General features: G+C 60.5%; 13 protein-coding genes. 10 read left to right on the top strand and 3 right to left on the bottom strand.

Features of this window, described 5'->3' with window-relative positions; all coding sequences use genetic code 11:
* Window positions 1-49 precede the first annotated feature (49 nt).
* Window positions 50-2,035, bottom strand: coding sequence for a transglycosylase SLT domain-containing protein (locus L1071_RS10815; RefSeq protein ID WP_246974608.1), 1,986 nt, complete (start codon window positions 2,033-2,035; stop codon window positions 50-52).
* A 139-nt stretch (window positions 2,036-2,174) separates the two neighbouring features.
* Here L1071_RS10815 and L1071_RS10810 point away from each other — a divergent pair, with 139 nt between their 5' ends.
* The 10 genes from L1071_RS10810 to L1071_RS10760 all read left to right on the top strand — a co-directional run bounded on the left by L1071_RS10810 (window position 2,175) and on the right by L1071_RS10760 (window position 14,654).
* Window positions 2,175-2,507, top strand: coding sequence for a YkvA family protein (locus L1071_RS10810; protein ID WP_246974605.1), 333 nt, complete (start codon window positions 2,175-2,177; stop codon window positions 2,505-2,507).
* Between the two features lie 152 nt (window positions 2,508-2,659).
* On the top strand, window positions 2,660-4,558 hold the full coding sequence (gene htpG / locus L1071_RS10805; protein WP_246974602.1) for a molecular chaperone HtpG: 1,899 nt from the start codon (window positions 2,660-2,662) through the stop codon (window positions 4,556-4,558).
* Window positions 4,559-4,688: 130 nt separating this feature from the next.
* Window positions 4,689-5,531, top strand: a complete 843-nt coding sequence (locus L1071_RS10800) for a protein bax (protein WP_246974599.1) — start codon at window positions 4,689-4,691, stop codon at window positions 5,529-5,531.
* Between the two features lie 121 nt (window positions 5,532-5,652).
* Window positions 5,653-7,116: a protein adenylyltransferase SelO gene (locus L1071_RS10795; RefSeq protein ID WP_246974596.1), complete on the top strand. Its 1,464-nt coding sequence runs from the start codon at window positions 5,653-5,655 to the stop codon at window positions 7,114-7,116.
* 544 nt (window positions 7,117-7,660) lie between these two features.
* Window positions 7,661-9,232, top strand: a complete 1,572-nt coding sequence (locus tag L1071_RS10790; RefSeq protein ID WP_246974593.1) for a Re/Si-specific NAD(P)(+) transhydrogenase subunit alpha — start codon at window positions 7,661-7,663, stop codon at window positions 9,230-9,232.
* Between the two features lie 18 nt (window positions 9,233-9,250).
* Entirely contained in the window at window positions 9,251-10,681 is a 1,431-nt protein-coding gene (locus L1071_RS10785; protein ID WP_246974590.1) for an NAD(P)(+) transhydrogenase (Re/Si-specific) subunit beta, read from the top strand.
* Window positions 10,682-10,836: 155 nt separating this feature from the next.
* Window positions 10,837-11,907 carry an NAD(P)H-dependent glycerol-3-phosphate dehydrogenase gene (locus L1071_RS10780; protein WP_246974587.1) on the top strand — a complete coding sequence of 357 codons (1,071 nt, stop codon included), beginning with the start codon at window positions 10,837-10,839 and terminating at the stop codon, window positions 11,905-11,907.
* Between the two features lie 2 nt (window positions 11,908-11,909).
* Complete coding sequence (gene sixA / locus L1071_RS10775) at window positions 11,910-12,395, top strand: phosphohistidine phosphatase SixA (RefSeq protein ID WP_246974584.1); 486 nt, start codon at window positions 11,910-11,912, stop codon at window positions 12,393-12,395.
* A 13-nt stretch (window positions 12,396-12,408) separates the two neighbouring features.
* The gene (locus L1071_RS10770) at window positions 12,409-12,717 is read left to right on the top strand and encodes an antibiotic biosynthesis monooxygenase family protein (protein WP_246900477.1); all 309 of its coding nucleotides are present in this window, start codon (window positions 12,409-12,411) and stop codon (window positions 12,715-12,717) included.
* A gap of 347 nt (window positions 12,718-13,064) precedes the next feature.
* Window positions 13,065-14,654 (top strand): ABC-F family ATPase, encoded by a 1,590-nt coding sequence (locus tag L1071_RS10760; RefSeq protein ID WP_246974581.1) that lies wholly within the window; start codon window positions 13,065-13,067, stop codon window positions 14,652-14,654.
* A 64-nt stretch (window positions 14,655-14,718) separates the two neighbouring features.
* On the opposite strand, the gene L1071_RS10755 is transcribed toward L1071_RS10760, so the two are convergent.
* Both L1071_RS10755 and L1071_RS10750 read right to left on the bottom strand, forming a co-directional pair.
* On the bottom strand, window positions 14,719-15,246 hold the full coding sequence (locus L1071_RS10755) for a YgjV family protein (RefSeq protein WP_246974578.1): 528 nt from the start codon (window positions 15,244-15,246) through the stop codon (window positions 14,719-14,721).
* A gap of 103 nt (window positions 15,247-15,349) precedes the next feature.
* Entirely contained in the window at window positions 15,350-16,297 is a 948-nt protein-coding gene (locus tag L1071_RS10750; RefSeq protein ID WP_246974575.1) for an AEC family transporter, read from the bottom strand.
* Window positions 16,298-16,541: the final 244 nt, after the last annotated feature.

Genomic DNA, 16,541 nt, shown 5'->3' with positions numbered 1-16,541 from the left:
CCGAAGCTCGGTGATGCGCCGACGCCCTCAGGGGCGTCGGCGTTTGCGTTTACGGGTTGCGGACCAGCAGCGTGGTGTCGTAAATGCCTTCACGCTCGGCCTGGGTCAGCAGTGCGACACCTTGCGAATCGCCTTGTTTGGCGAGGCTCTCGAAGATGACTCGATACGTCAGCACGGCTTGCACGTAGGCGCGAGTCTCGCGGTATGGAATGCGCTCCACGAACAGGTCGAAATTACCGGAAGCCTCGCGCAGCCAACGGTCGACACGACTGGGACCTGCGTTGTAAGCCGCCGCAGCGGCGATACGATTGCCTCGATAGCGCTCCATCATGTCGCGGATGTAAGCGCTCCCCAGGCGAATATTGGTGGTCGGCTCGAAGAGTTCGCCAAGGCTTGGTGCATCGATGTCCAGGTTGCGACTGACATGGTTGGCGGTTCCCGGCATGAGCTGCATCAGCCCGCGTGCGCCGACCGGCGAGACGGCTTGGCGATTGAATGCGCTCTCCCGACGGGAAATCGCCATCAGCAGATAGGGATCGACGCCGTTGCGTTGGCCCCACTGATCGAAGTCCGCTTTATAAGCGGGGGGGAAACGCCATGCCAGGGCATCCCATTGCTGGGCCATGATCGCTCCGTGCACCGCCAGATCGTACCAGCCCCGCTCGAGTGCATAGGCATTGAGCGCGGCAGCATCGGAGGCGTTGGCTTGGCCGATGGCGTGGAACCACTCGCTACGCGCCAGCCCCGGTTCGCCGATGCGACGCAGGGCCTCGCTGCGCTGGACACTAGGTCGCATGGCGGCCAACTCGCCTTGCAGCGGCGTGATGTCCGGCATTTCCATGTTCAAGGCATACGGCTGGCCGAGCTTGTCGGCGGCTGCGAAGGCAAAGAACCCGCGTTCCTGGGCAGCAAGTTGCCAAGCGGCTTGCGCAGGCTCGGTGTCGCCGCGCTGGTTGAGTGCGCGGCCCAGCCAGTACTGCCAATGTGCCTTCTGGCGAGTGGCTTCCGGCATCGCATCGATCCAGTCGATGACCTCGCCCCAATCCTGATCGGCCAGGGCATTGCGTACCCGCAATTCGAACAGGTCGGCATCTGCAAGACGGGGCAAGGCGTCGTCGGTCCAGCCAAGGTTGTTGTCGACGTCGCGAACCATTGAATAGAACGCCAGATCATGCTCGATCGTTTGGCGCTGCGTATCGCTCAACGAGAGGTGGGGGGCGATCTTGCGCCAGGCCTCGAGCGCGGCTTCTGTGTCGGCGCGCGTGAAATTGTGCATGGCGGCGGTGAAGAGCGCGCCGCTGCCTTGCCCTTGGGGGCCGAGGTCGGTGGGGATCTCGGTAATGGCCGCATAGTTGCCGCGTAAGCGCTCGAGGGCATCGATACCGGCGTCCCAGTCATCGTCGAGCTGGTTTTCCAGGTAGTCGACGAGACGGCTCTCGCCGCCTTGCCAGGCCAGTGTCAGCCGTGTCCAGATATCGCCCTCGTCGATATCGCCGCGTTCGCGCAAGGTATCGAACAGCCGGTCGCAGGCATCGGGTTGTGAATGTCCGACCCGCCATAGTTCGCGTCCGCCTTGTGCGGCTTCTTGTGGTCGACGATCGAGCAGGGCGGTGTAGTAATAACATTGCCGGATGGTGCCCGGGGGCTCGCCATCGCTGATGGCCAACAGATCATCGAAGCGGCCGTCGCGGCCGAATGCGGTCTGTGCCTGGCCGCGCATCCAGTTCGAAAGAGGCGAGTCGGCATGCCGCGCGATATAACTTTGTATTTCCACCACCGGGGCGCTCGATAGATGCGCCTTGAGGCGGTGGTACTCCACGTAACCGGCCAGCACATGATCGTCAATGGCGGCGTCATCGATGCGTGACCAGCGATGATCGCGAGCGGCACCGAGGGCGTCTTTCATGGCGCGATCTGCGGCGTCGAGCGCCTGAGTGTCGGATTGTGCCTGGGCGGCGGTGACCTGTAACGCAAGTCCTAGCGAGGCCACCGATAATAGTGACAGCCAGCGTTGGCTAAGCCGCGATGCGAGCATCTTCCATGTCTCCTTGCTTGCCTGGCGAGATAATGATGTGATCATCCTCGCTCAGGGGACACGCCTTGGGTAGTGTTGCCGAATGGCGACACTCATGCATGATGACGCCAGCAGGCACGCAACGCCAAGGAGGCATGCCATGAAGTTCATGCGAGGACTGGCCCGGTGGTCGCGGCTCAAGCAGCGCAGCGGGGCATTGATGCGCATCGCCCGCGCGCTGCGTGTGTTCGTGCCCATGCTGGGTGATGTGACAGCCGGTCGCTATCGTCCTGTGCCCTGGGCGGCCTGCGGTTGGATGACGGCGGCGGTGGCCTATTTAATCATGCCCTTCGATCTCATCCCCGATTTCCTGATGCTCATCGGCGTGGTCGATGACGTCTTCATCGTCGGCTGGCTGCTGACCCGCGTCGACCATTCGCTTGCGCCTTACCGGCGCTGGAAAGGCATCGATCCGCCCGATGCCGCACCCTAAGGTTGAAGTCCTTGGCAACGGAACACCTGGACCGGGCCGCAAGCGCTTGAAAAGTCTCGCGCGGCCCCCATATCGATGCGCATGACGATATCTATCGTCACATTTTTCACCGCTTAACATGCATCCGTTATGGCCACAGGGGAATTTCGACCATGACTACCGCCGCTCAAGCCGAAACAATGGGCTTCCAGACCGAAGTCAAACAGCTCTTGCAGCTGATGATTCACTCCCTGTATTCCAACCGGGAGATCTTCCTGCGCGAGCTGATTTCTAATGCCGCGGATGCCTGCGACAAGTTGCGCTACGAGGCGTTGGACAACGATGCGCTGTACGGCAATGACAGCGAGTTGCGCGTCGAGATCGAGCACGATGCTGAAGCCGGCACCGTCACCGTGCGTGACAACGGCATCGGCATGAGCCGCGACGAGGTCATCCAGAACCTGGGCACTATCGCACGCAGCGGCACGGCGGAATTCCTCCAGCAGCTCTCCGGCGAAAAGCAGAAAGATGCCAAGCTGATCGGTCAGTTCGGTGTGGGCTTCTATTCCGGCTTCATCGTCTCCGACGAAATTACCGTGCGCACGCGTCGAGTCGACCAGGAACAGGGCGTGGAATGGCACTCCCGTGGTGAAGGCGAGTTCGATATCGCGGATATCGATAAGCCCGAACGTGGCACCGAAATCGTGTTGCACCTGAAGGAAGACGCCAAGGAATTCGCCGACGCCGAGCGCCTCAAGCATCTCGTGCGTACCTATTCCGACCACATCGAAGTGCCGGTGCGTATGCCCAAGGTCGAAAAGGCCCAAGATGAAGAGGGCAACGAGATCGAGGGGAGCGAAACCGTCACTTGGGAAACCGTCAATGAGGCGACGGCGTTGTGGGTGCGGCCCAAGGAAGAAATCAGCGAGGACGAATACAAGGCGTTCTACAAGCATGTGGCGCACGATTTCAGCGATCCGCTGATCTGGAGCCACAACAAGGTCGAAGGCACGCTCGAATACACCAGCTTGCTGTACGTGCCGGGTCGCGCGCCGTTCGATCTCAATCAGCGCGAGGGCGTGCGTGGGCTCAAGCTCTATGCGCAGCGCGTATTCATCATGGACGACGCCGAGCAGTTCTTGCCGCTCTATCTGCGTTTCATCAAAGGCGTGGTCGACTCCAAGGATCTGTCGCTCAACATCTCGCGTGAATTGCTGCAGAAAGATCCTCAGGTCGACAAGCTCAAGTCCGCGTTGACCAAGCGCTCGTTGGACATGCTCAAGAAGCTGGCCAAGGACGAGGACGCTTACCAGACGTTCTGGAATGCCTTCGGTAACGTGCTCAAGGAAGGGCCGGCAGAAGACTTCGCCAACCGCGACAAGATTGCCGAGCTGTTGCGTTTTTCTTCCACGCATACTGATAGCGCCACCCAGGATCAGTCGCTGGCCGGCTACGTGGAACGCATGAAGGAAGGCCAGCAGAAAATCTATTACCTGGTGGCCGACGGCTTCAATGCGGCAAGCCACAGCCCGCATTTGGAAATCTTCCGCAAGAAGGGCATCGAGGTACTCTTGCTGCATGATCGTATCGACGAGTGGCTGATGAGCCATCTCACCGAATACGACGGCAAGGCCTTGGTCGATGTCGCCAAGGGGGATCTCGATCTCGACGAGATGGCCGACGAGGAAGAAAAGAAAGCCCAGGAAGAGACGGCCAAGGCCAAGGCGCCGCTGCTCGAGCGCGTCAAGGCTGCGTTGGGCGACGAGGTACAGGAAGTGCGTGTGACGCATCGTCTGACCGATTCGCCGGCGTGTGTCGTGCTTTCCGAGCATGACATGGGCTATCAGATGCGCCGCCTCATGGAAGCGGCTGGACAGCCGTTGCCGGAGGTCAAGCCGATCCTTGAGCTCAACCCTGAGCATGGGCTGGTGACACGCTTGGAGAGTGCTGACGATTCCAGATTCGACGACCTCGCGCGGATCCTGCTCGATCAGGCGATCATCGCCGAGGGCGGACATCTCGAAGACCCCGCTACCTATGTCCAGCGCCTCAACAAGCTCTTGAGCAACTGAACCGCGTTGGCGTTCACTCACCGGGCCGGCCGCATGGGCCGGCCCGGTGCGTTTTGATGGCGGCAATATTGATTCAACATGGACGTCCGTTGTTGCTAGACTGACATCTTCATGTTCAAGGAGTCGTCTCATGCCGATTCGACACGACTTGTTCTCTCCCCGGCGATGGCGTGGTGTTGTCGCGGCGGCATTGCTGGGTACGTTTGGCGCGACGGTGGCGCCGCCGCCCCTGGATGCCCATGCTGCGTCTCCCTCGCGAGACGTGCGGACACTCGAAAGCAACGTCGACACACCGGCTCTCGATTCCGTCGAGGAGATGCCGGACTTGCGCGACTATTCGGCCGGGCCCGAACGCAAGACGGCGTTTCTCGAGTTGCTGGTGCCGTTGGTCGAAGCGGAAAACGCCAAGATTCAGGCCCAGCGTGATTGGTTGCTCGACGCGCGTGCGCGTCAGGATTCGCTGAGTGATGCCGAACAATCGCACCTCCAGCAACTGTGCGGTAGCTACCAGATCGAATGCGGCACATCCAACACGTTCGAGTACCTTCTCTCTCGTGTCGATACCCTGCCGTTGGAAATGGTGGTCATCCAGGCCGTGGAAGAATCGGGGTGGGGCACGTCGCGCTTCGCTCGCCAAGGCAACAATTTGTTCGGCTTGCGTTGCTTCAGCGAGGGCTGCGGCTTGGCCCAGCAAGGCAGTAGCCGCCGTTACCAGCACTTCGATAGCGTCCAGGCGAGTATCGAAGCGTACCTGCATAACTTGAACACGCACCGTGCTTATCTCACGATGCGGCAAACGCGGGCCGCGCAGAATGAAAAAGGAGAGCCCGTCAGCGCCGAGTCCCTGATTCGCACACTGGACAGCTACTCCGTGCGCGACAACTATTTCGATGTGCTGTTGGCGCTGTTGCGCACCAACGCCGAATTGATTCGCGAGCACAGCAGCGGCGACGCCGAAGACAGCCCGGCTTGAGGCGTTGTCTCCGCCGTATTTCGACGCCGCCTTCGGGCGGCGTTTTTGGTCGTTCGGCACGCTTTTATCGGTCGCTGCCGGACGTGTAAAGTAGACTCATATGCCCCTTCGCGAGGTCACCATGACACTCGATGCGCTGCGCTTCGACAATGCTTGGGCGTGTCTGCCCAACGACTTCTTTACCCGGGTCAGCCCCGCAGCCTGGAGAAACACGCGACTGGTGGATATCAGTCCGCGCGGTTGTCGTGCGCTAGGCCTCGACCCAGCGCTTTTCAACGACGATCCCCCGTCGCGCGAGACGCTGCGCCAAGTCTTGGGTGGCGAAACCGTGTTACCGGGGATGGAACCCCTGGCGCAGAAATACACCGGCCATCAATTCGGGGTCTATAACCCCGCCTTGGGCGATGGGCGCGGGCTGCTACTGGGCGAAGTGGCGACCGAAGACGGCTTCTGGGATCTGCATCTCAAAGGGGCTGGGCAAACGCCGTATTCGCGTTTCGGCGATGGCCGCGCGGTGCTGCGTTCGACAATTCGTGAATATCTCGCTGGTGAGGCCATGGCGGGCCTGGGCATCCCCACGACGCTGGCGTTGGCGTTGTCGATTAACGACGAGAAGGTCCAGCGCGAGCGGGTCGAACCCGGCGCGACCCTGTTGCGCTTGGCACCCAGTCACGTGCGCTTCGGGCACTTCGAATGGCTGTATCAGGCGCGTCGCAACGATGACCTTCAGCGTCTCGTCGAGCATGTCATTACGCGTCATCGCCCGGCCTTGGCGGAAAGTGATGCACCGGCGGAGGCGCTGTTCGGCGATACAGTCGCGCGCACGGCTCGCTTGATCGCCGCCTGGCAGGCTTACGGTTTCGTGCATGCAGTGATGAACACCGACAACATGTCGATTCTGGGATTGACGCTGGATTATGGGCCCTATGCCTTCATGGATCGTTACGAGCCCACTCTGGTGCCCAACCATACCGATACCGGGGGGCGTTACGCCTTCGATCAACAGCCCGGCGTGGGATTGTGGAACCTCTCGGTGCTGGGTCAGTCGCTGACGCCGCTGGCCGACCCGGAAGCGCTGCGAACGCAGCTGGCGGAGTACGAACCGGCGCTGCAGCAGGAATATGCGCGTCTGATGCGGGCCCGCTTGGGGCTCGAGCAGGTGCAAGAAGGCGATGCCCAACTGGTTCAGGACTGGCTGACGCTGCTGGCCGGTGCCGGTGCCGACTATCATCGCGCCTTTCGTGCCCTGGGTGAATGGGCCGTCGATGACGGCGCGTGGCTGCATGAAGAGGTGCCGGCCGACGATCTGGCGGCCTGGCTGTCGCGTTATCAGCAGCGCCTCGAGGATGAATCACGCGATGCCGCGTCGCGCCGTGACGCCATGCAGGCGGTCAACCCTCTCTATGTGCCGCGCACACACCTCATTCAGCAGGTCATCGAGGCAGCAGAAGCGGGTGATACGGCGCCGCTGGCTGAATTCCGCACCTTGCTCGCCGACCCTTTCACGCCGCAGCCGGGCATGGAGTATTGGGCGGCCGCCCCGGCGCCGGAAGCCTCGGTGATTTGTCTTTCCTGCTCGTCGTAACTTTTATCGTCAGCAATGACGCGACAGCGCCTTCGCGCCTCTATTGTCGCACTCGTCATGACATGCCATGGCTTTGTCATGACGAGTGTCGTTATCTCGCCAGTAATCGCCACGCAGATTTCAATATGCGCGAGACTTAACTAAGCAATAGCGTGGATAATGCATTGATTATAGGTGGTATAAGAAAATAGATAGGTTTCATGCTTCGGGTAATTACAAGTTAAAACAATGATTTGTGCGTCACTTGAAGTATAAGAGCTATGTTATGCCTGCTATAACCCAGTGATTATGATTGAAATTTTTTTTCTGTTGATTTTAAAGACGTTTTTAATTAAAAAATGAGACTCTTTTATCCGAGATGCATCAAGGTTCCCGGTGCATGACGACGTTATTTGCCTGACGATGTTCCAATGCATCGATATGCCACAAGATTTCATGATGATGAGCCCTATGCGACGCGCAAGGAGTCAAGGATGAACACCATAGAATATTTGGCAAGCGGTGCCTGGCAGGGCGCTATTCGACAAGAAACAGGAGGTGTGGCATGAGAATTGGGGCTCCCAGGGAGCGTGCCCAGGGCGAGGCGCGCGTGGCGCTGACGCCGGAAAGTGCTCAGCACATCCAGAAACTCGGCCATGAATGCGTCGTCGAGTCAGGCGCCGGGCGGACGGCCGGTTTCGACGACGATGCATACCGCGACGCGGGCGTCGAGGTCGTCGATGGCGGCGCGGCGTTGTGGTCGGCGGCAGATGTCGTCATCAAGGTGCGCGAACCCAGCGAAGAGGAAGTCGGTTATCTTCGCGAGGGCCAGACGCTGATCGCGTTTTTCTGGCCGGCCCAGAACGAGGACCTGCTCGAGCGCTGCAAGGCGACCGGTGCCACGGTGATCGCCATGGACATGGTGCCGCGTATCTCACGTGCCCAGAAGATGGATGCGCTTTCCAGCACCGCGAACATCGCCGGTTATCGGGCGGTGATCGAGGCCGGCAATCAGTTCGGGCGCTTCTTTGCCGGTCAGGTCACGGCGGCGGGCAAGGTGCCGCCGGCCAAGGTGCTGGTCGTGGGGGCGGGCGTCGCCGGCCTCTCGGCCATTGGCACCGCGACCAGCCTGGGTGCCGTGGTGCGTGCCTTCGACGTACGCCCCGAAGTCGCCGAGCAGATCGAATCTATGGGTGCCGAGTTCCTGTTCCTCGACTTCGAGGACAGCCAGGATGGCTCGGGCTCCGGCGGTTATGCTGCCCCTTCCAGCCCCGAGTTTCGCGAGAAGCAGCTGGCGCTGTTCCGTGAACAGGCGCCCGAGGTGGATATCGTCATCACCACCGCGCTGATCCCGGGAAAGCCGGCGCCCAAGCTGTGGCTCGAGGACATGGTCCAGGCCATGAAGCCGGGCTCGGTGATCGTCGACCTGGCGGCCGAGAAGGGCGGCAACTGCGATCTCACCGTACCCGACGAGCGTATCGTCACTGACAACGGCGTGGTCGTCGTCGGCTATACCGATTTCCCCTCGCGCATGGCGACGCAGGCATCGTTACTCTACGCCACTAACATTCGTCACATGCTCACCGATCTGACGCCGGAAAAGGATGGCGTGATCGTTCACGACATGGAAGACGACGTGATTCGTGGCGTCACCGTGGCGCACCATGGCGAGACCACCTTTCCGCCGCCGCCGCCCAAGGTCAATGCCATCGGACAGTCGGCGCCCAAGGAGAAACCCAAAGAGCCCACCCCTGAAGAGAAGAAAGCCGCTGAGCGCGCTGCTTTTCTCGACCAGACCAAGCGTCAGGTAGGCATGCTCGTGGCGGGTGGCGTGGTAATGGGCCTGCTGGGGCTGGTAGCGCCGGCGTCGTTCATGCAGCACTTCATCGTGTTCGTGCTGGCCTGTTTCGTGGGCTTCCAGGTGATCTGGAACGTCAGTCACTCGTTGCATACGCCGCTGATGGCGGTGACCAATGCCATCTCGGGCATCATCGTGCTCGGCGCGGTCCTGCAGATCGGGTCGGGCAGTTGGCTGGTAGGCCTCTTGGCCGGTATTTCGGTGCTGATCGCCAGCATCAATATCGTGGGTGGCTTCCTGGTGACGCGCCGGATGCTTGCCATGTTCCAGAAATCCTAACGCGGCGGAGAAAAGACGATGTTGAGTCAAGGATTGGTGTCCGCCGCAGCGGTGGCGGCAAGTGTGTTGTTTATCCTCTCGCTAGGGGGGTTGAGTAATCAGGAAAAGGCCAAGCGTGCCGTCTGGTATGGCATTGTCGGGATGGCCCTGGCGGTCGTCTTCACCATGTTCGGCCCCAATGTGGGCGGCTATTGGTGGATGATTCCGATGATGGTGATCGGTGCCGGCATCGGCGTCTATGTGGCCAAGAAAGTCGATATGACCGAGATGCCCCAATTGGTCGCGGCGCTGCATAGCTTCGTCGGCTTGGCGGCGGTGTTCATCGGCTTCAATGCCGATCTGGAACGTCGGCGTGTCATGGCCGCGCAGGCCAGCGAAGGGTTTTCGGCTTTCGCGGCACTGGTAGCCGAGAAAACCCCGGCGGAGCTGACCTTTCTGCAGGTCGAGGTGGTGCTGGGCGTGTTCATCGGCGCGGTGACGTTCACCGGTTCGGTGGTTGCCTTCGGCAAGCTGGCAGGCAAGGTGGACGGCAAACCACGCCAACTGCCGGGTGGGCATCTGCTCAATGCCGGAGCGGCGATCGTCTCGCTGCTGCTGGCGATCGCCTACCTCAACGGTGCCGGCTTCTGGACGCTGCTGCTGTTGGCGCTGTTGGCGTTCTTCATCGGCTATCATCTGATCATGGGCATCGGCGGCGCCGACATGCCGGTGGTGGTCTCGATGCTCAACAGCTATTCCGGCTGGGCGGCGGCGGCCATCGGTTTCACGCTGTCCAACGATCTGTTGATCGTGACCGGGGCGCTGGTGGGCTCTTCGGGGGCGATTCTGTCCTACATCATGTGCAAGGCGATGAATCGCAATTTCGTCAACGTGATTCTGGGCGGCTTCGGTGGTAGCAAAGGACCGGCCGCGGAGATCGAGGGTGAGCAGGTGGCCATCGATACCGGCGGCGTGGCCAGCGCGCTCAACGATGCCGACAGCGTGATCATCGTGCCCGGCTATGGCATGGCGGTGGCGCAGGCGCAGAACGCGGTCAGCGAACTGACGCGCAAGTTGCGCGCCGCCGGCAAGACCGTGCGCTTCGGTATTCATCCGGTTGCCGGGCGTCTGCCGGGGCACATGAACGTGCTGCTGGCCGAGGCCAAGGTGCCGTACGACATTGTGTTGGAGATGGACGAGATCAACGACGATTTCGCCGAAACCGACGCGGTGATCGTCATTGGTTCCAATGACATCGTCAATCCGGCCGCCGAGGAAGACCCCAACAGCCCCATCGCCGGTATGCCGGTACTCAAGGTGTGGGACGCCAAACAAGTCTTCGTTTGCAAGCGTGGCCAGGGTACGGGCTACTCGGGTATCGAGAACCCGCTGTTCTTCAAGGAAAACACGCGCATGCTGTATGGCGACGCCAAATCGAGCATCGATGCCTTGTTGCCGATGATCGACTAATCGGCCTGCTGCTTGGCAGGAGCAGAGCGAGTAGCACGACGACACCGCCCCGCCCACGGGCGGTGTCGTCGTTTGCAGGCAGATGATGATCGGACGTGCGTGACACGTCAGGTTCGCTACAATGGCGTCATTTCGCAGGCCATCAGGAAACGTCCATGACCGACGAACGTCTTCAAGTCGCCGTGCTTGGCGGCGGCAGCTTCGGTACTGCCATCGCCAGTATCGCCGCCGACAACGGAGCCCGTGTGCGCCAGTGGATGCGCGACCCGGCCCTGATCGAGCAGATCAACCGCGAACATCGCAATGCACGCTACTTGCCGAATTTCGCCATCAACCCCTCGGTGGTCGCGTCGGACGATATGCGCAACGTGCTGGAAGGTGCCGAGGTGGTATTCATCGCCATTCCCTCGAGCGCTTTTGCCGCCGTTGTCCGTCAGGCTCGGGCGTGGCTCAAGCCTTCGCAAATTCTGGTCAGCACCACCAAAGGAATCCATGAAGAAGGCTTCAAACTGATGAGCCAGATCCTCGAAGAGGAGACCGGCTTTCCGCATATCGGTGTGCTCTCGGGCCCCAACCTCGCCTCCGAGGTTGCCGAGAAACAGCTCACGGCGACGGTCATCGCCAGTGACGATCCCTATACCCGGGCACGGGTACAGTCGGTACTCGGCTGCGATTATTTCCGCGTTTATGCCAGCAACGACCGCTATGGCGTCGAATTGGGCGGTGCGCTGAAGAACATCTACGCCATCGCTGCGGGGATGGCAGCGGCGCTGGGCATGGGCGAAAACACGCGCAGCATGTTGATGACGCGGGCGCTGGCGGAAATGAGCCGCTTCGCGGTGGCGCTGGGCGCGAATCCGCTGACCTTCATCGGATTGGCGGGCGTGGGGGATCTCATCGTGACCTGCTCGTCGAAGCTCTCGCGCAATTATCGTGTCGGGTTTGCGCTGGGAGAGAACAAGACACTCGAAGAAGCCATCGAGTCGCTGGGTCAGGTAGCGGAAGGCGTCAACACCGTCAGTCTGGTACGCGAGAAAGCGCGCCGTGAAGATATTTACATGCCCTTGGCCGAAGGGCTTTATCAAGTATTGTTCAATGGCGTGCCGGCGCGACAGATGGCGCAAATGCTCATGCAGCAAGAGCAGAGCAGCGACGTTGAGTTCGTGCTGCCGCGACAGGATGTATTCGAGGCCCGTCGGATGGAACCCGGCGCTGAGGAGAATTGAGCGTGTCGAATCTTTATATCATGCGGCATGGCGAAGCCGCGCCAGGCATGCCGGATAGTGAGCGATCACTGACTAAGCAGGGCGAGATGGAGTCGCGAGCCATGGGAACATGGCTGGACAACATGCTTGCCAATGACGTGCGCACGACACTGCGTATCGTCGCCAGCCCCTACCGGCGTGCTCAGCAGACCGCGCAGTGGATGGCGACACCCCTGGGATGCTCTGTCGAAACGCTGCCGATCATCACCCCGGAGGATCCGCTGGAGCCGCTCATCGACTGGTTGCAGCAAGAAGCCGCACATACGCCGTGTCTGCTGGTCAGCCACATGCCACTGGTCGGGGCGTTGGTCGGGCGACTGGTAGAGGGCGATATGCGTGCGTCGCAGCCCATGCCGACGGCCACCATCGCCACACTGGAAGCCGACATATGGGCAGCGGGCTGCGCAACACTCAAACACTGGCAGTCGCCTCGTGAACTGCTTGGCTAAAGGAGGGGAACGGATGAGCTATATCGTCATCAACCGCGTTTTCGTCAATCCGGGGTATGAAGCCGAATTCGAGCGCCGGTTTCAGCAACGCGCCAGCGAGGTCGACAAACAGCCTGGCTTCAAAGCCATGCGAGTATTGCGGCCCCAAGGCAACCAAGCTCCTTATCTCGTCGAGACGGAATGGGACGACCAGGAGGCTTTTCGCGCCTGGGTCGGAAGCGACGACTTCAAGCAAGCCCACGCCAACCCCATGCCCACTGAAGCCTTTTCCGAGGGCGGCGGTCTTGAGCAATTCGAGATCGTCGAAGGCACCCAGGCGTAACTTATCGCCCTCTCGCCGCTACTGTAGCTCCTGGTAGCGGGCGACTGCCTGCGCTGAGCCTTATTCGCCGAACCCGGGCTACGCTGAAATGAGCTCAATCAATCCGGCCCTCCCACTGCCGGCGGCGCGCAAGACGCGTGGTGAGGAAATGTCCAAGGGGTTCTTCGGCTCGCTCAACATGGGCGCGGGACAATTCTGCACTAACCCGGAATTGATCGTGTTCTTAAAGGATGACGCTGACGTCGGTCGTTGCCAGCGCGTACAATGTCGCCTCGACGTAGGTTGGGGCTCGTTCTGCCGGGCCTGCCGTCGCTTCATTCACGCCGTTTCCCGCGAGAACCTCGATTTTGCTCTCTACCGCCAACATCACCATGCAGTTCGGCGCCAAGCCGCTATTCGAAAATGTCTCCGTCAAGTTTGGAGAGGGCAACCGCTATGGCCTGATCGGTGCCAATGGTTGCGGCAAGTCTACCTTCATGAAGATTCTGGGTGGCGATCTGGAACCTACTAACGGCCAGGTCATGAAGGACGCCACCACACGGCTCGGTAAGCTGAGTCAGGATCAGTTCGCGTTCGAGAACGAGCGTGTCATCGATACCGTGATAATGGGTAATACTGAGCTGTGGGAGGTGACCGCCGAGCGTGAGCGTATCTATTCGCTGACTGAGATGTCCGAGGAAGATGGCATGAAAGTCGCCGATCTCGAGGTGCGCTACGCCGAACTCGACGGCTATACGGCAGAGGCGCGCGCGGGGGAGTTGCTGCTCGGCCTCGGCATCCCTCTCGCGCAGCACACCCAGCCGATGAGCGTGGTGGCGCCGGGCTGGAAACTGCGCGTACTGCTGGCTCAGGCGCTGTTCAGCGATCCCGACGTGCTGCTGCTCGACGAGCCGACCAACCACTTGGATATCAATACCATCCGGTGGCTGGAGGAGATCCTGCGTTCACGTAGCTCGACCATGATCATCATTTCTCATGATCGCCACTTCTTGAATAGCGTCTGCACCCATATGGCGGATCTTGACTACGGTGAACTGACGCTGTTTCCGGGTAACTATGATGAGTATATGACCGCGGCTACCCAAGCACGGGAACGCTTGCATGCCGAGAACGCCAAGAAGAAGGCAGAGATCGCCGAGCTGCAACAATTCGTCAGCCGCTTCTCGGCCAACGCCTCCAAAGCCAAGCAGGCCACGTCGCGCCAACGCAAGATCGACAAGATTCAGCTCGATGAGGTCAAGCCGTCGTCACGCGTCAGCCCGTTCATTCGCTTCGAGCAGACCAGAAAGATACATCGAAATGCGTTGAACGCGGAGAAGCTCTCCAAGGCGTGGGATGACAACGTGCTGTTCGACCGCTTCGATTTGCAGATCGAAGCCGGCGAGAGAGTCGCCATCATCGGACCTAACGGAATAGGCAAGACGACCCTGCTGAACTGTCTGGTTGGCACGATGACGCCGGATGCCGGCGAGGTGAAATGGACCGATGCGGCGGAAATTGGCTATTTCGCCCAGGACCATGGCGATGACTTCGAAGGCGGCGAGACGCTTTTCGAATGGATGCAGCAGTGGACGACGGAGGGTGAGCAGACCGTACGCGGTGCGCTGGGCCGGATGCTGTTCTCCAACGATGACATCGGTAAGTCGGTCAAGGTGATCTCCGGGGGCGAACAGGGGCGGATGCTGTTCGGTAAGCTAGCGCTACAGAAGCCCAATGTGCTGGTGATGGATGAACCCACCAACCACCTCGACATGGAGTCGATAGAAGCGCTCAACCTGGCGCTGGAGAACTATCCCGGCACCTTGATCTTCGTCAGCCATGACCGCGAGTTTGTCGGTTCCTTGGCGACACGCATCATCGAGATGAAGGACGACGGTATCGTCGACTTCAGCGGCAGTTATGATGATTATCTGCGCAGTCAGGATATCTACGCTTAAACGCTAAGGTCGCCCTTCCCACAATCTTTCCGGCGGCGACTCGGGTGCGCCGGGGCCGACATGTTCATTCGAAGGCTTCTGGGTAGCGGCGTCTGGCGCGGGCCAACCGATAGATGGTGATGGCGTTGGTGACGAAGACCAGCGCTTCTGCCAGCATGCCGCCCACCGAGCCTACCAAGGCGTGGCTAAGAAACCATGACAATGCGGCGAGCCCCAGACCGATGCGCATGGCAATGCCGTGAAACATGAACATACCCACCGTTCCCACCGTCATCGCCACGATGGCAGGTAAATCCGCCCAGCCTTGCCAGGTCAAAAGCGCCGCCACACCGCTGGCAGCCAGCACGCCTGTCATGATGCTCTTGCTCCCCGGGTAGCGCCGGGCTAGCGCGATGCGCACGATCACCAGCACCGTCAGCGCCGCCGCCGTCCAGCTCTCGAAGAGGATGAACTGCAGCGCGAAGGCCACATTGGCGGAGAGCAGCAGCCCCATCAGCCGCTCATCCCGCTTGCTGGCAAAGGCCAGCAGGCAGAGTATCAGCGAGATCACGCCAAAGAATTGCCCGGCGAGGGCGCTATAGCTATCAAGCATGCAGCGGCTGACTCCTTGTCATTGCCATATCCACCCAATCCTGCCTGCCACAAGGGCCGCAAGACTGGGCCTATCGGGCGCCGTATTGCGGTGAGGAGCGGTGTTAGATCCAGCCCACCAATTTCAGTATGAACACCCCGGCGCTAAGGGTGAACAGTGACGCGACGGTGGTGATCACGATGATATTGGCGGCGAGCTTGGCATTGGCATTGACCGCCTTGGCCATGACGAAGCTCGCGGCGGCACCGGGACTGCCGAAGAAGAGAAAGAGAATGCCTAGCTCGCGCCCTCGGTAGCCCAGTGCGAAGGCACCGAGCACCCCGAGAAGGGGGAGCCAGACGACCTTCCAGAGGCTGGCATCCAGCGCCAGACCGCTACTTCGCTTGACGGACGTGAACGACAGCGTGCCACCGATGCAGACCAGGGCCAGCGGCAGCGACATGGCGCCGAAATAGTCGCCCGAGGTGAGCAGCCATGCGGGTAGATCGATTTGGAAATACGCAAAGGGAATCGCCAGCAAGACGCCCAGAATGAGCGGGTTCTTGGCGATATGCTTGAGAATCGCCCCGATGCCCGAACGTGCGCCGTCACTGTAATAGGCAAGAATGATCGCTGCCAGTACGTTGTAGACGATGATGATCCCGCCGACCAGGATGCTCCCCAGCGAGAGGCCGTAGTCGCCGTATTGGTTGGCGGCAAGCGCCAAGCCGACGATCCCGCAGTTGCCGCGAAAAGCTCCCTGCGTGAACACACCGCGCTCCTCGTGAGGGCAGCGCCAGATGGCCCAGCCCCAGGCGAGGAAGAAACTGAGTATCGAAAAGCCCAGAAAATAGACGATCAGCCCCGGTTGTAGGGCGACGTCCAGATCGGCGCGAACGATGCTCAGGAAGATCAGTGTCGGCATGGTAGCGCGAAACACCAATGCCGAGGCCATGGAAATGAAATGCGCATCGATCCAGCCGATGCGTTTGAAGACGATCCCCAGAAACACCATGGCGAAGACGGGCAGCGTGACTTGCAGTGTATGCGAGAAAACGGCCAGCAGGTCCATGCGCGATCAGTTCCCTTGTCTTGCTAGCACGAAGCCCACGATGATGGCGGCGGCCACGACGAGCCAAAATAGGGTGTTGCGCAGGCGAGTGGGGCGGGGTGGTCGAGATCTTGGCACGCAGGATTCCTTGTTCCTTGGTCGGCTTGGGAAACGAAAAGGTTTATGGTAAACCCGTTAGCCTGCTAGGCCCAGTGCCGCGCTTCAAATGCGTCATGACCGTCGACACTGGCGGTGTGGCGAGCAG

This window comes from Chromohalobacter sarecensis (assembly GCF_023061135.1).
Taxonomy (GTDB): domain Bacteria; phylum Pseudomonadota; class Gammaproteobacteria; order Pseudomonadales; family Halomonadaceae; genus Chromohalobacter; species Chromohalobacter sarecensis.
The sequence above is the reverse complement of the archived record's forward strand: the minus strand, read 5'-3'. Positions and strand labels throughout refer to the sequence as shown.

Excerpts from the sequence above, each read along its gene's own strand:
- L1071_RS10810 (WP_246974605.1), top strand. The coding sequence starts at position 2,175 with ATGAAGTTCATGCGAGGACTGGCCCGGTGGTCGCGGCTCAAGCAGCGC.
- L1071_RS10795 (WP_246974596.1), top strand. The coding sequence starts at position 5,653 with ATGACACTCGATGCGCTGCGCTTCGACAATGCTTGGGCGTGTCTGCCC.
- L1071_RS10815 (WP_246974608.1), bottom strand. The coding sequence starts at position 2,035 with ATGCTCGCATCGCGGCTTAGCCAACGCTGGCTGTCACTATTATCGGTG.
- L1071_RS10790 (WP_246974593.1), top strand. The coding sequence starts at position 7,661 with ATGAGAATTGGGGCTCCCAGGGAGCGTGCCCAGGGCGAGGCGCGCGTG.
- L1071_RS10780 (WP_246974587.1), top strand. The coding sequence starts at position 10,837 with ATGACCGACGAACGTCTTCAAGTCGCCGTGCTTGGCGGCGGCAGCTTC.
- L1071_RS10750 (WP_246974575.1), bottom strand. The coding sequence starts at position 16,297 with ATGGACCTGCTGGCCGTTTTCTCGCATACACTGCAAGTCACGCTGCCC.
- L1071_RS10755 (WP_246974578.1), bottom strand. The coding sequence starts at position 15,246 with ATGCTTGATAGCTATAGCGCCCTCGCCGGGCAATTCTTTGGCGTGATC.
- L1071_RS10800 (WP_246974599.1), top strand. The coding sequence starts at position 4,689 with ATGCCGATTCGACACGACTTGTTCTCTCCCCGGCGATGGCGTGGTGTT.
- htpG (WP_246974602.1), top strand. The coding sequence starts at position 2,660 with ATGACTACCGCCGCTCAAGCCGAAACAATGGGCTTCCAGACCGAAGTC.
- L1071_RS10785 (WP_246974590.1), top strand. The coding sequence starts at position 9,251 with ATGTTGAGTCAAGGATTGGTGTCCGCCGCAGCGGTGGCGGCAAGTGTG.
- L1071_RS10770 (WP_246900477.1), top strand. The coding sequence starts at position 12,409 with ATGAGCTATATCGTCATCAACCGCGTTTTCGTCAATCCGGGGTATGAA.